This window comes from Pseudoalteromonas sp. NFXS53 (genome assembly GCF_056629255.1).
This window is the reverse complement of the sequence record NZ_JBWVBR010000013.1, coordinates 75,115-90,172: the sequence shown is the minus strand read 5'-3', so window position 1 is coordinate 90,172 and position 15,058 is coordinate 75,115. Positions and strand designations below refer to the sequence as shown.

The following is a 15,058-nucleotide window of genomic DNA, read 5'->3' as shown; positions in this document are numbered from 1 at the left end:
CTGGGTATCGGCGCAGTATCAGATAAACAGCATGACACATTCAATATCGAGAAAAGCTTAGTGAACTGAACTTAATTGAGTTTGGGTGTGCAAACATAATAAGGATAACAAAATGAAATTAACCAATCGAAAACAGCCTAAAACAACATTGGCAAGCTATCTTGCCGTATGTATAGGCGCTGCTTTATCTGGTATCTCTGTGTCAGCGGCTGCAGAAGAAACAGCAGCTAAATCTGATGTTGAAGTGATTGAAGTGAGAGGCATACGCCGTAGTTTAACGGAAGCTTTAAACACCAAGCGTTTTGCAAATTCAGTTGTCGACTCTATTTCAGCCGAAGACATAGGTAAATTCCCCGACAAAAACATCGGAGATGCCATGCAGCGAATTCCTGGGGTGACTGTTGTAAGAACCTTTGGTGAGGTGAATGGTGTAACAGTTCGCGGTACTGCGCCAGAGCACAGTATGGTGTTGCTTAATGGTCAAAACGTTGCCTCTGTCGGTTGGTTTGACTTAGGCGGAATGAATCGTAGCTTTAACTTTGAGATGCTTGCTGCAGAGCAAATTTCAGGCATGGATGTGTATAAATCGGTTGAAGCGAACATCAATGAAGGTGCAATGGGGGGCACAGTTAACCTTAAAACTCGTAAGCCGCTAGACATGGATGCAAATACTTTTTACGCCTCAGCGGAAGCTGCCTATCACATCAGTGCAAAAGAAACATCACCAGCTTATTCTGCACTATATAGTTGGAAAGATGACGCAGAAAGAATAGGTGTATTATTTGCCTATTCAAACGAGGAATCTAAAGTATATCGAGAAACGCTATCTAACTTTGGCCCTGGGCCAACGGGGGATTTTGTCGATACTGGTGATACAGCAAGAAAGTCTTATGGTGCGATGTCATCAATTTTGTTTGATGAAAACCGAGAGCGTGCCTCAACACAAATGTCACTTCAATATGTTGCCTCTGATAATCTGAGTGTTGGCCTTGATTACAATTTATTCGAGCTAAAAAATAATCATGTTAATTCAGCAATGTTTGCGGTGGTTGGATTTGGTCAAATGCAGGCTGATTCTGTTATTGAAAACTCCCAAGGTTATGTGACTGCAGCAACTTCTTTGGCCTCAGGCCCTGACAATGCACCACTATTTAACAACTCAGTGCTACGTACGCCTGATATGCAGACTGATGCGCTTAATATCAATGCCGAGTATGTAGCCGAGTATTGGACTGCAAACTTTGTAGTTGGTCGCTCTAATGCTGAAGGTCGAACAGGTCAAACGAGTACTTGGTGGGGTGATATTACCGACACGGCCAACTCTAGCTTTAGATTTGATATTGCAGGGCCATTAGAGCTTCAGCCAACTAATCCGAGTTATCTTAGTGATCATACTAATTTAGCCTTGTTCCATGAGTTCACCTATATTAACTACTTACGCGATAACTCAATTGATTATGCGCAGGCCGATTTTAACTTCCAGTTAGAGTCAGACATTGTGACCTCAATTGAAGCGGGTGTTAAATTCCAATCACAAGCATTTTCTTCTCAAGGTAATTATCAAGATTTAGATGTGGCTGCTGCACAGGCTGAAGGGTTAACACTTGATGACTTTAATGGTGGTTTTGCTTCTGGCTTACATAGTTCGCAAGGGCGTGCGGGCAGCTTATCAAGTTTCCCCGTTGCTAATACCAGTATCTGGGCCTATGCCGAGCAAAATAAACCGAGTGCTGTGACAGTAAAAGATTACTTCTTAATTGAAGAAGATATTTCAGCGGCGTATGTAAAAGCGAATTTTTCTGGTGAGGGTTTTAGAGGTAATTTAGGTTTACGTATCGTTGAAACGGATATCTTATCGAAAGGATCTATCAATGACATTGCTGGCGAAGTGAAGAAAAGTTACACCAACTACTTACCAAGTTTAAATCTTGCTATGGATATTTCTGATGATGTGATCTTTCGATTTGCAGCAGGCTCAACAGTCTCTCGCCCTGACTATGATGACATGAAACTTGCAGATATCATTTCTGAAAGCTTTAAAACAGCTAATGTGGGTAGTCCAGATTTAGACCCGTATAAATCAGACCAATATGATATGGGAGTTGAGTGGTACTTTAACCCAGCGTCGCTGCTTGGTGCGACTTTCTTTGTTAAGAATATCAGTGATTACATCGAGCAAACTACGGTAGCAGAAAATTATGTTGGCTGTGGTGAAGCTTGTTTAGTAACGCGTTCGCGAAATGTTGGAACGGCAGATGTAAAAGGGATTGAACTTCAATACCAATATGATTTTGAAAACGGGTTTGGTGTGCAGTTTAATTATACTTATACAGATACTTCTCGCACGAATTCTCTAGGAGAAGAAGTACCAATTGAAGAAGTATCGCGTAACTCACTTAACTTATCAGGTTTCTATGAAAGTGACTTGTTCAGTGTGCGTTTGGCTTATAACTATCGCGATGACTGGATAAGACAAAATAATGATAGTGGTTTAGGGAGTATAAATGACGCGTATGATCAGTTAGATGCGTCTGTTGTTTATCATGTTACTGATAACGTTGACGTGTCTTTTGAAGCGGTAAACTTACTCAATGAAGCCTTGGTACTTCGCCACCCAGGTTTTGGCAATGTAGTTCACAGCGTTGATGAGTTTGGTACGCGGTATTACTTAGGGGCGAGCGTTCGTTTCTAAATAAAAGCGTTTTTTGATTAGCAATAACCTAAGGTATCGCTTTAATTCAACAAAGTTATACCCTTATTAGTGAACCCTTATGAACATAAAGAAAGATAAGCATGCCCACTTGTCTTTCTTACTTTAAGTATTAGGTAATAGAACCACAAACTTTGCACCTCCAAGTTCGATACAGGTTTCAATCTGTACAGTGCCGCCAAGCCAACTGACAATTCGCTCTACTAATGCCAAGCCCATACCGTAGCCGCTAGTATCGTCGTTTGCTTGTTTGGCTAATCTTACAAAGGGTTTAAATACCTTTTCTCTGTCGGCTTTAGGAATGCCTTCGCCGTCATCGCTCACTGTGATGATTGTGAAGTCCTTGTCTTGGGTGCTTTTAATTTCAATGTGTTGTCGGGCATGCTTTAAAGCATTATTGAGCAAGTTACTCATTAACAAATTGAGATAGTGTTTATCTCCTTGAATAAAGCAAGGCTCTTGCTGAACGATTAATTGACAACGATGATCGTGGGCTTTTTCAACTTGTTGCTTTAATACCAAATTTAAATCGAGTTCAGTTTTAGCTGTGTTATCAAGTGTGTTTTGCAATCTGGCAAAGTGCAGTAGGGCATGAATAAGCGCTTCCATATCATCTAAATTTTGATTTATACGGGTTTCGAACTTGGCTTTTTGCTCAGGGTCGTTGGTTTCACACAGTGTGTCTAAGCCCATTCTCACACGCGCGAGGGGGGTTCTAAGTTCATGAGATAATCCGCCAGATAGCAATTTAATGTCTTGCATCAAACGGGCAAGTTTTTCGGCCATTTGATTAAATGCCATTTCAATCTCTTTTAAATACCATAAAGAGCCGATCTTGAGTCGTCTATCTAACTGACCGTTACCAATGGCGATGGCTGCAGTGCGTAACTTATATAAACGAAGTAAAAATGGTGCCAAAAATAGCAAGATTAAAACCAGCAGAGTGGAGTAAAAAATCAATGTAAATAGCCAAGCTGTTTGCAGATCTTCGGTTTCAATATTGGTTTGAGTTACCAGCAATACTTGCTCTTGTGTGAGAATCGAATAGGCCGTTAAGCCTTCGTTTGATTCTAAAAATACTGCGCCATCTAGTTTTATTTTTTCGAGTAAACTGCTGGGTAGCGGGTAGTCTTTTAATGATTGTAACTTGTAGCTAAACCCTTCATTTTTAGAGTTTAGTTCAAGCCACTGATTGAGCGTGTGTGCTTTCACCCCGGAATCGAATGCAGAGCGAATAAGCTTTACTTGCGCAAGTAAGCTTTGTTGCTCTTGGCTAAACTGACGCGCTTTACGTTGAGTTTGATTTTGTTCAAGTAAGGTATTAAATACCTGACCTAATATGATGTTGCCAGCAAGCACCACCATGATCAGTGCCGTTGCAAAGCGCCACATTATTGCCACACCTCAGCGGCAAGTAAGTAGCCTTTGCCCCAAATCGTTTTTACTTTGTACGGTTCGCTGGCATCGTCAAAGAGCTTTTTTCTAAGCCTGGAAATACGTAAATCTATGGTGCGGTCGAAACCATCGTATTCAAATCCTCTTAATTGTTGGCTAAGCGATTCACGGCTGACGACTTGGCCTGCTTGCTGGGCTAGGATCCACAATACATCAAATTCATTACTTGAGAGTTTAAGTGCCGTACCATTGAGTGTGACTGCGCGAGTGGGTTTACAGATCACTAAATTGCCTAAGGTAATGGTGTCTTGTTCAACTATGCTTGTCGATGTGGGAGCGGCTCTGCGCAATAAAGATTTGATGCGAGTTTCGAGAAGACGCCCTCGAACTGGTTTTGTGAGGTAGTCGTCAGCCCCCATTTCAAGCCCTAAGATTTCATCAATTTCTTCATCGCGTGCGGTGAGAATAATAATCGGCACATCTGATTTTAATCGCAGTAACTTACACACTTCTAAGCCATCCATTGAGGGCAGCATGCCATCTAAAATAATCAAATCAGGTGTTTTGACTGAGAGTGCCTGGTATGCGGTTAGGCCATCGTGATAGACCTCAACCGCATAATGTTTAGTGCTTAAATAGTCGCAGATCCACTGCGCCAGCTCTTTATCATCTTCAACAAGTGCGATTGAAATCATAGGGTTAAAACATGCGCCAACGCATGGCCTTACTGTTATTCTTTTTATGAACCCAAGCATAGCGGATTGTTTGTGTGTGCAATACTTGTTTATGCTCAGTTTGTAATGTGATCACTAAATCGTTTTGCATGGTGATTTGTTGTTTTAACTCACCTTGCTTTTTGTTGTGCCAACATTGCAGCTTGTTTGCATTAGCAAACAAGCAGGTACTGTTCTCAGTACTGGTTCGCCATGTGACTTCTAGGTCTAGGTAGCAGGTTTCACCTTGTTTTAGCGTGGTACATTGTTTTGGTGAAACGGTTAATCTATTTTGTTTCTTGTTATCATTTTGTTCCGAAGAGGCTACTTTTGAAAAAATAAATAATGATAACAATAGAGAAGTACGAAATATTAACGTCATCGCCTTCTCCTTAAAAAACGTAATTGATAGACAAACTTAACACTCGACCTTTATCACTACGGTCACCGTCGTAATATCTAAGGACATTTTGAGTATAAGGACTGTCAATAATGCTATCGGCATAGTCGGTGTAGCTAAAGAACCCTTCAAGCACCCAATCTTCATTGATAGGTTTCTTTACCCCTAATTTATAAATTATATTAACGCCAGCATCAGCCTGGTAATTTGTGTGGTAGATGTCCGACTGCTCGACGCCATAATAATAATCTAGCATTTTACTGTTACGGTACTGCAGGCCAAGCGAGCCGTAGATATACCAGTTTTTAACATTCCAACTCTTGGCAAACCAAGCTGCGGCATAATGACCATTGCTATAGTATTTATTATTGGTATTCAATCCGTATGAAAACATAGTATCGATGCCTGCAATGGTACCTGTCGCGCGAATACCTAGATAGGGCGTTCTTTCTTTGAAATCGACATTGCCTCGTTGAAGCGAGCCGTGCGCATAAGAATAAATGCTGTCAAACTCCCACTCTCCCACATTCGCAAGGTTATAGCCAAGTGTTAAGGAAGTTTCAAATTTATCATTATGACTGGGTAGCTCGGCAAATAACCCGTTTTCAAAGTAATAAGCGCCACTAAAAATAAAATCCGCCTCAGTGTTACTAGGTTGATATAAACCGTGTTGATTATGTACCGCTAAGCCAACAGAAAAATATCCGCCCGCATCGCGTTTATTACTCAATGCATCGGCCCAGTTGGTTGGGTTTGTTTGGCTATCGGCAAAGCTTAAAGCACTACACAATAGCAAAGGTGTGACTATTAGGATTTTCATTGCAATTTCTTATGTTTGTTAATTTGCATTCATGTTAAATCTTGGGAGCGGGATAATCCGTATCAGCTTATCCCAAAATGTATCAATGTGTATCAAAAAAAGCGAATAGCTAGCAGGTGCTTAGCTTTTAAAGTGCGTTTGATACACTTTGCTACACACTGCCTCATGTCGTTACAGCTCGAAGGCTTTTGTTTGCTTAGTCTAACTGCAATCTTAATTTAGACAGGATAAAACAATGAAAACCAAATCGTATTTTTTTAACTTTACTTGTGTCGCTGCGGCGCTGTTATTAACCGCATGTGACTCAAGTAATAAAGCCGCTGACAGTAATGTCCAATCAACACAACCTGAAGAGCAACAGTTTGATTATCAAGCTTTACTTGAAAAAACAGTAGAAGGTGAGATCCCAGGGGTCACACTTTATATTGACTCGCCAACGCTTAAATTTCATGGTGCTGCTGGCGTTGCAAATATAGATAGTCAAACGCCAATGCAAATTGATGCACGTATTCCAAATGGCAGTGCAGGTAAGAAATTGACCGCATTATTGGCGTCTATGTTAGTGAACGACCAACTGCTCGATTTAGACAAGCCCATTACCACATACTTAGCGACGGATATTACCTCACGCGTTGCGAATGCAGAAGCAATCACCACTAGGCAAATGTTGCAACATACCGCGGGGCTTTTTGATTATTTAAATGAATCTGATGGTGCATTTTATGACTCGGTGCTGCAAGAACCTGACTCAATCAAAACGGATGCTTTTGCTATGAGTTTTGCTTATGGTCAAGGCGCAAATTTTACACCAGCTACAGATTGGTCGTATTCAAATACGGGTTATATATTAACGGGGCTTATTTTAGATGAATTACTGGCAGAGCATCATTCTAAAGCAATGCGAGATAAAATCTTTGAACCATTTGGTCTTGATAGTATGAGTTATGGTGGGGTGGAAAAAGATTTTGCTTCTATTAACTCAGGTTATTTTTTATATGAAGGGGATCGAATTGATACCAAACCTTACTATCAAAATATTGGTGTGGCAGACGCGCCAGTTGTGGGTTCGGCAAAAGATATGGCAGATGTGCTTAAAATCATAGTGAAAGGAGAGTTGTTAAGCGCTACATCACATCAATTAATGTTGGCAGATAACAGTTTCATTAATACCAATATTAATGGCTTACAGTACAGTTATGGGCTATTTAAAGAAATGATTAATGGTAAAGAGGTCATTCACCATCATGGCTCAGAGTTGGGCTATGCGACGTATAACTTTTATATTAAAGAGTCAGAGACGACGGCCGCTTTCATCGTTAACTGTAATGGCTACACTGCCTGTGATAGTGCACATAAAAGTTTGTATAACCAAGTGATTAAAGAGTTAACTAAATAAAAGGTTATAAAAAATGGGTGAATTACAATACGTAATTCACCCATTTGACTCGCTAATAAAAGCTTCCTTGTCTGCACTCTCAAGGGAAAGTCAACAAGAAGGGAGATGAGAAACCCATCTGTCTATACGTCTACGCTAATAAATAGTTCAATCTAAGTTGTCTAAATCATCAAACAAGTAATCCAAGCCATGTTGGGATTCAATGTGTGCCAATTCATTGGCGTTATCTAGGTCTCTTTGTTTCTTTCTTAACCGGCTTAGAATTTCGTCTTTTTTATGGTTGCCTAACTGTTTTAAAGTTGAGATATCAAATTCATCATCATGCATCGCAATCACCTCTCTTAATAGCATCAATCCCCAATGAAGCATGCTTAGTCAAAGGACTAATATAAAACGACTAGGTTGAATATTTAGGTTTTTCAGTAATTATTGAACGTTGTTTGTTCGAGTTTGGTTCAGTTTTTAGCAAGCACTATATACAGAGAATTAAAGTTGATCTGATCATGCTCAGAAACGTATTTATGCCTTTATATAGGAGGGTGACAATGTTTGGTTTATTTAAAAGAAATCCGAAGAAGAAAATGCGCAAAGAGTATGACGCGCTTTTGGAGAAGGCAATGCATGCCCAGCGTAATGGTGATATCAGAACTTATTCTATGTTGACCGCCGAGGCTGAAAGTTTGTGGGCTGAAATTGAAAAGCTACCAGATTAAAAGGGCCTGCAGTGTAGGTTCTAGGGGAAATAACGTTATAAAGTATCTATAAAAGAACACGTAGTCTAAACGCACCGATACGTTAAGGCTGGTGCTTTAGTATTTTTCTGTTCGCACATCGCCAAAAAATAACCTCAACATTACCATCTACTCGCCAAAGAAGTGCGAGAGAAGGAAGTTGCTTGGCTTTCGCTTTGCTTACCAGTTGCAACAGTGTGTGTTTTCGCTCTGGGTGCTATCGATAATACGAAGTGAAAAGGTTTGTTCAACTGTTGGAATATTATTGCCCAATGTTGTGCTTGTATCATATACATCAACATTCTTTTCCGCTCTCCTATTATGGCTCCAAGCAGTTTGAACTCACCGAGTGCTGGCTTTTTAGTAATAACGCGTTCGGTTTATCCTATGGTATTTGAGCCATGGAGAATAAGTTGACCCCGAGGCGCTGCTGTACCGACTGATACACTCATAGGGATCTCAACGATCGTTTCTACTTTTTTATGTGATGTAACAGTGATTACTTCAAGTTCATCCTTTGCTTGTTCTTCTGAAGAAGTTGTCATAGGCAGAATACAAAGAGCTTGCAACAGTAATGCTTAACAAGCTTTGCGTTAGAGTTTTATTTTTCATGTTTTATCCCTAAATGCGTGGTTACTTTTTAGTACGCAACACCAATCTAATGTGCCAGGGATAAAACATTAAATATCCTTTTAGTATAAAAAAACGGCTTTTTAATATTAAAATAACTAAAGAAAAAACACTCTAATTTAGTTTGTTTCTTTTTTTGTAATTTTCTTTAGTGTTTATGGTTTTGATTTATTCATTTCTTTTGTTTATGTATTCATGCACATCACTCACTGTTGCTAGCCAAAACTCATTCTTGGGGTCTTTTAAAAACTCAATTAATTGCTTTAGCGCAAGTTCATCAACCGTATAAGGCCCCTTTTTACCCACTTCATGTCCGGCGAGTACGATCCATGCATTGTCAAATTTAGCTTGCTCAATAAGAGCTTTTAGTTGATCAAACGTTTTTCCGTCCATACTAAATGCACGTATCTGCGCCGGGTCGTAATAGAAAGGGTCATTGGCTGTTTCATCATTCCAGGTTCGACCATAACTGAATGTTTCGGCAATTAAAGGTACATAGCTCTTTACTTCAGCACCTCGACCAACAAATGTTTGCCCACATGGGTAGGCAAACCCTTTTGGGGCTGCACCGGTATGCGTCTCAATATATTGCTGGGCTTGCTTAATATCTTGTTTTAAAAAATTTAAACTACTTTGTTCAAGGCCTTTGTTTTGTTTTCTTAGCCAGCGAAAATTCCCTGTGCATAGATGGCTTGCGGTGTGGTTTGCGATTTCATGACCCGCTTCTGCTGCTCGCTTCCACTGCAGTTCTTTGCCTTGCATATGGTATGGCATAAGATAGAAAGTCGCTTTCACATCATGTTTGTTTAGGATCGGAACTCCTATATCTACTTGAGATTTCCTCGCATCATCAAAGCTGAGGCTGACAGCATATTTTGCTTTATTGGGGTAAAAGGCGTGACTAGCAAAAGAGGTGAACGCACACAGTGCAACAGAGATTGGTAAAATATATTTCATTTTAACTTTAGTCCTTTTTAATAAATGAATGTTCACGATATAGCCTTGGCAATAAAGCATCAACTCGCTTCTATTTTTAATATGAATAAAAGTCAACTTTAGGGGGTTGCTGATAAATTGGTGCTTTTGTTGTTATAAGTGGAATAATCTTTCCTATACTTGAAAAGAACAAAATCTCAACAAAGAAGCGATAGTGAGTATACAAAGTCAGGATTTCTTTTCAATTGAGCAAAAAAAGGTCGCCATATTAAGCAAGGTAGCTTGGTATTGTCTCTATTTGCATGCCGCATTAATCTTCTTTTTTGCTTATATCGAAGCTTATTGGTTATCGGGATTAAATGTTCTCAGCGTTGTTTGTTGGGCTGCTGGTTTGAATTTGTTATCAAATGGCAAAGTGGCAGGGGGATTACAACTTATTTGCCTTGAAGTGTTAGTTCATTCTGTTGCTGTAAGCCTCACCTTTGGTATTGCGTTAGGGTTTCATTACTATTTGTGGGCCATTGCATGTATTCTACTAGTTGAGCAAACAATCCCTATTTTTCGATCAATCGCTTTTGCAGTCACAATGATGTTGACTTTTGCCATGCTGGTCACATTCGATTTTCCTAATATTAGCCATTTTCCATACCCAAACTTGTTACCTTACATTCATTTCTCAAATGTATTGATCAGCGGGCTACCGATGATTTTTGCACTGGCCTCGTTACGAGAGATGAGTATCCAGTCACGTGAAGAGTTGACTTTAATGGCAAGCAAGGATGCCTTAACTGGATTGCATAATCGACGCTTTGCACAAAAGCATTTAAGTTGTCCAAACTGGTTTGAAAGTTATGACAAAGACGCTGTGTTTGTTGTTATGGCTGATATTGATCATTTCAAGCGTATTAATGACAGGTTTGGCCATGAAAGAGGGGACGATGTTTTACGTATCGTCTCAGGCATATTTATTGATTGTTTTGAACAGCCGAATTTGGCGATCCGTTGGGGGGGAGAAGAATTTTTATTAATTGTGCATGAAAATGATCAGCATACAGTTCAACGTTTTATAGATTTGATCACCGCACTTTTGCAGCAACACAAAGTCAGCCGTGAACAGTTAAAGGTGACACTCAGCTTTGGTGTAGCAAAATGGCAACAGGATATGAACTTTGAAACTGCAGTGTCTCGGGCAGATCAAGCCCTTTATGAAAGCAAACGCTTAGGTAGAGATAGGGTCACTTATTTTGATTGAATAAGCAGTCAAACACTTTCTAACATTTCACAACATCTCTCTCACAGAATCTGGATGTAATCGATGTCATATTTAAACTCAGTCGGATAAGAAACGGGATAAACTTGACATGAACACACGCACACAATTAATTTTAATTTCCTCACTCACTATGGCTGTTTTATCTGGCTGTACAGCTACAGAGTCATCACGAGTCATTCAACCAGTAACAGTGAATCAGGCTTTAGAGCAATATCAGGGTGAAAAAGTAAAGGTGTCACTTGGTGATATTCAAAATCGTTCAACCTACCACAATGGTATTTTTTCATCAGGTGAAGACCGTTTAGGGTCGCAAGCAAAAACGATTTTAAAAACCCACTTACAGCAATCACGAAGATTCAGTGTGTTAGATAGAAGCAACTTATCGGCTTTAAGCCAAGAAGCGCAATTTGCTGATGCAAAGCAAAATATTAAAGGAGCACGCTATGTGCTTACAGGTGGCGTTACTGAGTTTGGTAGAAAACAAGAAGGGGACCGCCAGTTATTTGGTATTTTGGGTAAAGGAAAGTCTCAAATAGCTTATGCAAAAGTGAGTTTAAATGTTGTTGATGTAAATACTTCTGAAGTTGTCTACTCGGTGCAAGGAGCCGGTGAATATAGCTTGTCTAACCGTGAGGTAATTGGATTTGGTAGTACCGCCAGTTATGATGCGACACTCAATGGTAAGGTGTTAGATTTAGCAATGAGAGAAGCTGTTAATAATTTAACTGACGGGGTAGCACAAGGTAAACTTAAGTAAGATAACAGTTTATCAATAAAAAATACCATCAATTGAAGCGCTCGAATTTTGTGGAGGGCTTCAAAATTGATGGTGTTTTTTAGGGTTACTTAGCTTTTTCACTCGTCGCTGGTTGGCCATATTTTGGCGAGCGATGTCCGTGTAAAAGGCCGTTGTGCATGTCTGAAGAAAGTAATCGCTGTGTTGCAATGCTAGAAATATCAAATCCAGCGTCCGTAGCACTTTCAATTACTTGATGTACGATAGCTTCTACTAACATACCAGCTAAGCCACCACCACTATTGCCCCTGTTTTCAGCAGAAGAAGCAGATGCAGTATCTTGCCAAAGTGTAACGCCCGTCTTTAAATCAACAAGCTTAGCGTTAAGTGATACAAGCGTTTCACTGCTTATAACAGAATAAGATGTACCGTACTGCTCAATTGAAATATATAAGGCTGCATCAGCTCCAAAAATCTCATGAAGCTTGCTTGCAGGTAGTGCTTGAGCATCGTTGGCAACGGTTATCCCGTTATTCTTGAATGTCTGTTCGACTACAGCAACTGGATAAACGTAGTAACCTGATTCAGCAATTGGCATAGAGATTTGAGATAAAATGCTATACGGAGCAATAACTTCCGGAGAGTTATTTATTGGAGGTAAGACTAAAATTGATTTTGGATCTGAATTACGGAATTCAGAATAATCATGAGGGGCTGGAGGACTTACACAACCACTTAATAAAAGCATTAGGAATGCAATGGCGATAAAATTTTTCATGACTTACCTTTTGCTGAATTAACTAAAAAATCGATATATTGTTTTGATTCAGGGAATAATTCTGTCTCGATATTAAAATGTTCAAGACCTAAATTTGCATTACCTAATTCAAAGTAAAGCATACCCAAATGAGCATGAACACCTGGCGCAATATTCTTATTTTTAGCTTTTGCAGTGTTAATAAGCTCTTCAAGTACCTCAACTTGTTCTGAGACCGTCATGTCATCTGACTTAAAGTAGTTATATACGACAGCATTATATTGACCGTGATAATAAAGAGGCTCTTTAGTTTTACAACCTGCAAGCACTGCTGTTACAGCAAGAACAAATAGTATTTTTTTCACTTTCTCTGACCTTTTATAATTTCCAAGCACCTGATTCGATGCCATTTACAAGCTTATTGACAACTTCTCTAATAGCTAAATCCAATACCTTGCCATTGAGTGTTGCGTCATAGCTTGCTGTGCTGCCAAAGCCTATGACTTCACGTTGTGATAGGCTATATTCGCCAGCACCTTGAACAGAGTAAACAATTTCAGAAGTTGAAGTGTCTACGATATTTAATGTCACTTTCGCATAGGCAATTTGAGATTTTCCTTTACCTAGAATTCCAAACAATTGTTTGTCACCAATTGCTTTTCTACCAAACTCAGTAATATCACCTGTGACAACAAATCTAGCGCCAGCGATTGTTTGTTGAGTACCAGACCTTTGAGCCTCGCTTTGTAGCATGTCCATATTGTCTCTATCTAAAACAGAGAAACGATTTGTTTGCTGTAAGTGGCTCATTAAAGTTGTTTTAGCTTGGCTTCCTAGTCGGTCTTGTCCAGAAGAGAAAATGCCATTTTGAAAACTAGAACGGTTTACGAATTTACCAACGGCTATCTTACTTTTGACGCCAGTATATTGTGTGTTATAGGACGCAACTTTAGGCGTTTCTATAACTTGTGAGGTGGTTGTTGCGCATCCTGATAAAGCACTAGCGATTAAAACTGCTAGAAATGGTTTAGATAGATTAGTTTTTGTTATCAATTTGATATCCCTTTATTTATTTTAGGACATAGGGAATCGTAAAATTTATAATTTTAAATGCAACTTCCCTATATTCGGAATGAATTTTAACTTTATTAAATAGAATTTTGCAATTTTATTTACAATTTGAATCTTTAATTTGCAGTTATTCTGTTTGATGATGCATATCATTCAGGGTGTTGTACTTTTATGTCTTGTTTTGAATTGAACCATTTATTGTTTTCCCACTCTTTATAAACAAAATACCCAAGCGATGCAGCACTTAACAATGCTCCTAAAGCGCCGGTGATAATACTCAGCTCTCGCAAAAAGTCATTCCAATTCACTTGGGCAATCACTAGGCTTTGGTACACCATCACGCCGACTGTGCCTAAATAGCCAAACGAGTCCGCAAGATAAGTTAAAAAGCCAACGTTAGCAGGGCGGTTAAATGTTGCTATTAAACGTTCGAACAGCGTGGTTGAGAAGGGGACGTAGGCGAGGTAGAGGCCAATGCCATTTAACACCATCCAATAAATAGGGCCCAACATTCCTTGTTGATAGGCGAGCGAGCTTAATAGGGTGATAGTGAACCCGGCAAAAATGAGTAAATGATTAACTACCATTGCAAGGTGGTTGTCTTTAATCAATTTGAGCAGTGCCACAATAACTAGCACCACCAGTGCAATCGGTAATTCGGTAAGTGTAAAAAGTGCTGGAGCGCCATCAAGGCCTGTTGCCAGCCAGACATCGGCGGCGAAACTATCGCGTAAATCTCTCAGTACGGTGAGCAGCACATATCCTATGATTAATAGCGTGAGGCCAAAACCAAGTAACTGAAGTAATTCTTTGCGGCTTTCTTTGGTCATGGGAACACGGGCGCAGCGTTGGGCGATATCAGCTTGATTAGGAGGAGGGAGTTGATCAAGCATCCATACAGATAATGTTAATAGGGGCAAAAAAAGACTGGCTGTGGCAAATGGCATCCATAACTCAGTCACGCCGTAGTCCATCATTAAGTAGCTACCTACGGTTTTTACCAACCCTGAGGCAACAATAAAGCTGGTGCATAGCCCTGCCGCTAATATTTCTGTGACTCTTCGCCCTTCTAAATAACTAAATACAATGCCCCATACCATGCCGAGCGGTAGGCCATTTAAGAGCATAAAAGCAGCATTGTAAGGCTGTGGGGTAAGCGCAAAACCGAGCAGTGCAAGCCAAGCGATAATCACTAAAGAGAGAATGGCTTTGGCTCTACCGTGACTTTGTAATTCAGAAATGACTTTAATGCCAATGAATTTAGAGAGCGCATAACCAAAAATTTGTGCCGTTAAATAAAGCGTTTTAAGTGATAGTCCTAACAGTGAGGTGTCGGCATACAAGCCCACAGCGACAGGTTTGCGAAAACCATACATAAAGGCGTAGGTGCTACAGGCTGCAATAATGGCGTAGGTGCAAAACAATAGGATATTACTGCTGAGTTTATGTTTTATCTTGCCGCTAAGCTCACTGAGCATATGACACACCTT

Annotated in this window: 16 protein-coding genes; 5 read left to right on the top strand and 11 right to left on the bottom strand. The window is 39.9% G+C overall.

Translation table 11 applies throughout. The features are described from left to right. Nucleotides 1-112 precede the first annotated feature (112 nt). A complete protein-coding gene (locus AC1HJP_RS14350) occupies nucleotides 113-2,692 on the top strand; it encodes a TonB-dependent receptor (RefSeq protein WP_480362424.1) in 2,580 nt (859 codons plus the stop codon). 123 nt (nucleotides 2,693-2,815) lie between these two features. Here the strand turns inward: AC1HJP_RS14350 and AC1HJP_RS14345 are convergent, their stop codons facing one another. The 4 genes from AC1HJP_RS14345 to AC1HJP_RS14330 are packed head-to-tail and all read right to left on the bottom strand — an operon-like array spanning nucleotide 2,816 to nucleotide 6,038. Next, nucleotides 2,816-4,102: an ATP-binding protein gene (locus AC1HJP_RS14345; protein WP_480362423.1), complete on the bottom strand. Its 1,287-nt coding sequence runs from the start codon at nucleotides 4,100-4,102 to the stop codon at nucleotides 2,816-2,818. After that, nucleotides 4,102-4,800, bottom strand: coding sequence for a response regulator (locus AC1HJP_RS14340; RefSeq protein ID WP_480362422.1), 699 nt, complete (start codon nucleotides 4,798-4,800; stop codon nucleotides 4,102-4,104). The genes AC1HJP_RS14345 and AC1HJP_RS14340 overlap by 1 nt, the downstream gene beginning before the upstream one ends. A gap of 4 nt (nucleotides 4,801-4,804) precedes the next feature. After that, nucleotides 4,805-5,200 (bottom strand): DUF3019 domain-containing protein, encoded by a 396-nt coding sequence (locus AC1HJP_RS14335; RefSeq protein ID WP_480362421.1) that lies wholly within the window; start codon nucleotides 5,198-5,200, stop codon nucleotides 4,805-4,807. A 10-nt stretch (nucleotides 5,201-5,210) separates the two neighbouring features. Further along, a complete protein-coding gene (locus tag AC1HJP_RS14330; RefSeq protein WP_480362420.1) occupies nucleotides 5,211-6,038 on the bottom strand; it encodes a MipA/OmpV family protein in 828 nt (275 codons plus the stop codon). Nucleotides 6,039-6,273: 235 nt separating this feature from the next. Here AC1HJP_RS14330 and AC1HJP_RS14325 point away from each other — a divergent pair, with 235 nt between their 5' ends. After that, nucleotides 6,274-7,434, top strand: a complete 1,161-nt coding sequence (locus tag AC1HJP_RS14325; RefSeq protein WP_480362419.1) for a serine hydrolase domain-containing protein — start codon at nucleotides 6,274-6,276, stop codon at nucleotides 7,432-7,434. A gap of 147 nt (nucleotides 7,435-7,581) precedes the next feature. On the opposite strand, the gene AC1HJP_RS14320 is transcribed toward AC1HJP_RS14325, so the two are convergent. Then, nucleotides 7,582-7,785: a hypothetical protein gene (locus AC1HJP_RS14320; protein ID WP_480362418.1), complete on the bottom strand. Its 204-nt coding sequence runs from the start codon at nucleotides 7,783-7,785 to the stop codon at nucleotides 7,582-7,584. A 194-nt stretch (nucleotides 7,786-7,979) separates the two neighbouring features. Between AC1HJP_RS14320 and AC1HJP_RS14315 the strand changes: the two genes are divergently transcribed. Next, the gene (locus AC1HJP_RS14315; protein WP_138483643.1) at nucleotides 7,980-8,147 is read left to right on the top strand and encodes a DUF6435 family protein; all 168 of its coding nucleotides are present in this window, start codon (nucleotides 7,980-7,982) and stop codon (nucleotides 8,145-8,147) included. A gap of 398 nt (nucleotides 8,148-8,545) precedes the next feature. On the opposite strand, the gene AC1HJP_RS14310 is transcribed toward AC1HJP_RS14315, so the two are convergent. Further along, nucleotides 8,546-8,710 (bottom strand): hypothetical protein, encoded by a 165-nt coding sequence (locus AC1HJP_RS14310; protein ID WP_480362417.1) that lies wholly within the window; start codon nucleotides 8,708-8,710, stop codon nucleotides 8,546-8,548. A 253-nt stretch (nucleotides 8,711-8,963) separates the two neighbouring features. Further along, nucleotides 8,964-9,752 carry a polysaccharide deacetylase family protein gene (locus tag AC1HJP_RS14305; protein ID WP_480362416.1) on the bottom strand — a complete coding sequence of 263 codons (789 nt, stop codon included), beginning with the start codon at nucleotides 9,750-9,752 and terminating at the stop codon, nucleotides 8,964-8,966. A gap of 193 nt (nucleotides 9,753-9,945) precedes the next feature. Between AC1HJP_RS14305 and AC1HJP_RS14300 the strand changes: the two genes are divergently transcribed. Together AC1HJP_RS14300 and AC1HJP_RS14295 are read left to right on the top strand one after the other, a co-directional pair. Then, nucleotides 9,946-10,983 (top strand): GGDEF domain-containing protein, encoded by a 1,038-nt coding sequence (locus AC1HJP_RS14300; protein WP_480362415.1) that lies wholly within the window; start codon nucleotides 9,946-9,948, stop codon nucleotides 10,981-10,983. A gap of 109 nt (nucleotides 10,984-11,092) precedes the next feature. After that, the gene (locus tag AC1HJP_RS14295; RefSeq protein WP_480362414.1) at nucleotides 11,093-11,761 is read left to right on the top strand and encodes a CsgG/HfaB family protein; all 669 of its coding nucleotides are present in this window, start codon (nucleotides 11,093-11,095) and stop codon (nucleotides 11,759-11,761) included. A gap of 85 nt (nucleotides 11,762-11,846) precedes the next feature. Here AC1HJP_RS14295 and AC1HJP_RS14290 read toward each other — a convergent pair whose 3' ends face one another. From AC1HJP_RS14290 to AC1HJP_RS14275, 4 genes are all read right to left on the bottom strand, one after another. After that, nucleotides 11,847-12,518 (bottom strand): DUF799 domain-containing protein, encoded by a 672-nt coding sequence (locus AC1HJP_RS14290; protein ID WP_138483653.1) that lies wholly within the window; start codon nucleotides 12,516-12,518, stop codon nucleotides 11,847-11,849. Then, the gene (locus AC1HJP_RS14285) at nucleotides 12,515-12,862 is read right to left on the bottom strand and encodes a DUF4810 domain-containing protein (protein WP_171040924.1); all 348 of its coding nucleotides are present in this window, start codon (nucleotides 12,860-12,862) and stop codon (nucleotides 12,515-12,517) included. Before AC1HJP_RS14285 ends, AC1HJP_RS14290 begins: the two co-directional genes overlap by 4 nt. A gap of 13 nt (nucleotides 12,863-12,875) precedes the next feature. After that, nucleotides 12,876-13,550 (bottom strand): CsgG/HfaB family protein, encoded by a 675-nt coding sequence (locus tag AC1HJP_RS14280; protein WP_240701015.1) that lies wholly within the window; start codon nucleotides 13,548-13,550, stop codon nucleotides 12,876-12,878. Between the two features lie 167 nt (nucleotides 13,551-13,717). Next, nucleotides 13,718-15,046, bottom strand: coding sequence for a DUF5690 family protein (locus AC1HJP_RS14275; RefSeq protein ID WP_480362413.1), 1,329 nt, complete (start codon nucleotides 15,044-15,046; stop codon nucleotides 13,718-13,720). Nucleotides 15,047-15,058: the final 12 nt, after the last annotated feature.

Coding starts and splice junctions, on each gene's coding strand:
- AC1HJP_RS14335 (WP_480362421.1), bottom strand. CDS start 5,200: ATGACGTTAATATTTCGTACTTCTCTATTGTTATCATTATTTATTTTT.
- AC1HJP_RS14350 (WP_480362424.1), top strand. CDS start 113: ATGAAATTAACCAATCGAAAACAGCCTAAAACAACATTGGCAAGCTAT.
- AC1HJP_RS14275 (WP_480362413.1), bottom strand. CDS start 15,046: ATGCTCAGTGAGCTTAGCGGCAAGATAAAACATAAACTCAGCAGTAAT.
- AC1HJP_RS14295 (WP_480362414.1), top strand. CDS start 11,093: ATGAACACACGCACACAATTAATTTTAATTTCCTCACTCACTATGGCT.
- AC1HJP_RS14340 (WP_480362422.1), bottom strand. CDS start 4,800: ATGATTTCAATCGCACTTGTTGAAGATGATAAAGAGCTGGCGCAGTGG.
- AC1HJP_RS14310 (WP_480362417.1), bottom strand. CDS start 8,710: ATGACAACTTCTTCAGAAGAACAAGCAAAGGATGAACTTGAAGTAATC.
- AC1HJP_RS14345 (WP_480362423.1), bottom strand. CDS start 4,102: ATGTGGCGCTTTGCAACGGCACTGATCATGGTGGTGCTTGCTGGCAAC.
- AC1HJP_RS14290 (WP_138483653.1), bottom strand. CDS start 12,518: ATGAAAAATTTTATCGCCATTGCATTCCTAATGCTTTTATTAAGTGGT.
- AC1HJP_RS14315 (WP_138483643.1), top strand. CDS start 7,980: ATGTTTGGTTTATTTAAAAGAAATCCGAAGAAGAAAATGCGCAAAGAG.
- AC1HJP_RS14320 (WP_480362418.1), bottom strand. CDS start 7,785: ATGCTATTAAGAGAGGTGATTGCGATGCATGATGATGAATTTGATATC.
- AC1HJP_RS14305 (WP_480362416.1), bottom strand. CDS start 9,752: ATGAAATATATTTTACCAATCTCTGTTGCACTGTGTGCGTTCACCTCT.
- AC1HJP_RS14330 (WP_480362420.1), bottom strand. CDS start 6,038: ATGAAAATCCTAATAGTCACACCTTTGCTATTGTGTAGTGCTTTAAGC.
- AC1HJP_RS14325 (WP_480362419.1), top strand. CDS start 6,274: ATGAAAACCAAATCGTATTTTTTTAACTTTACTTGTGTCGCTGCGGCG.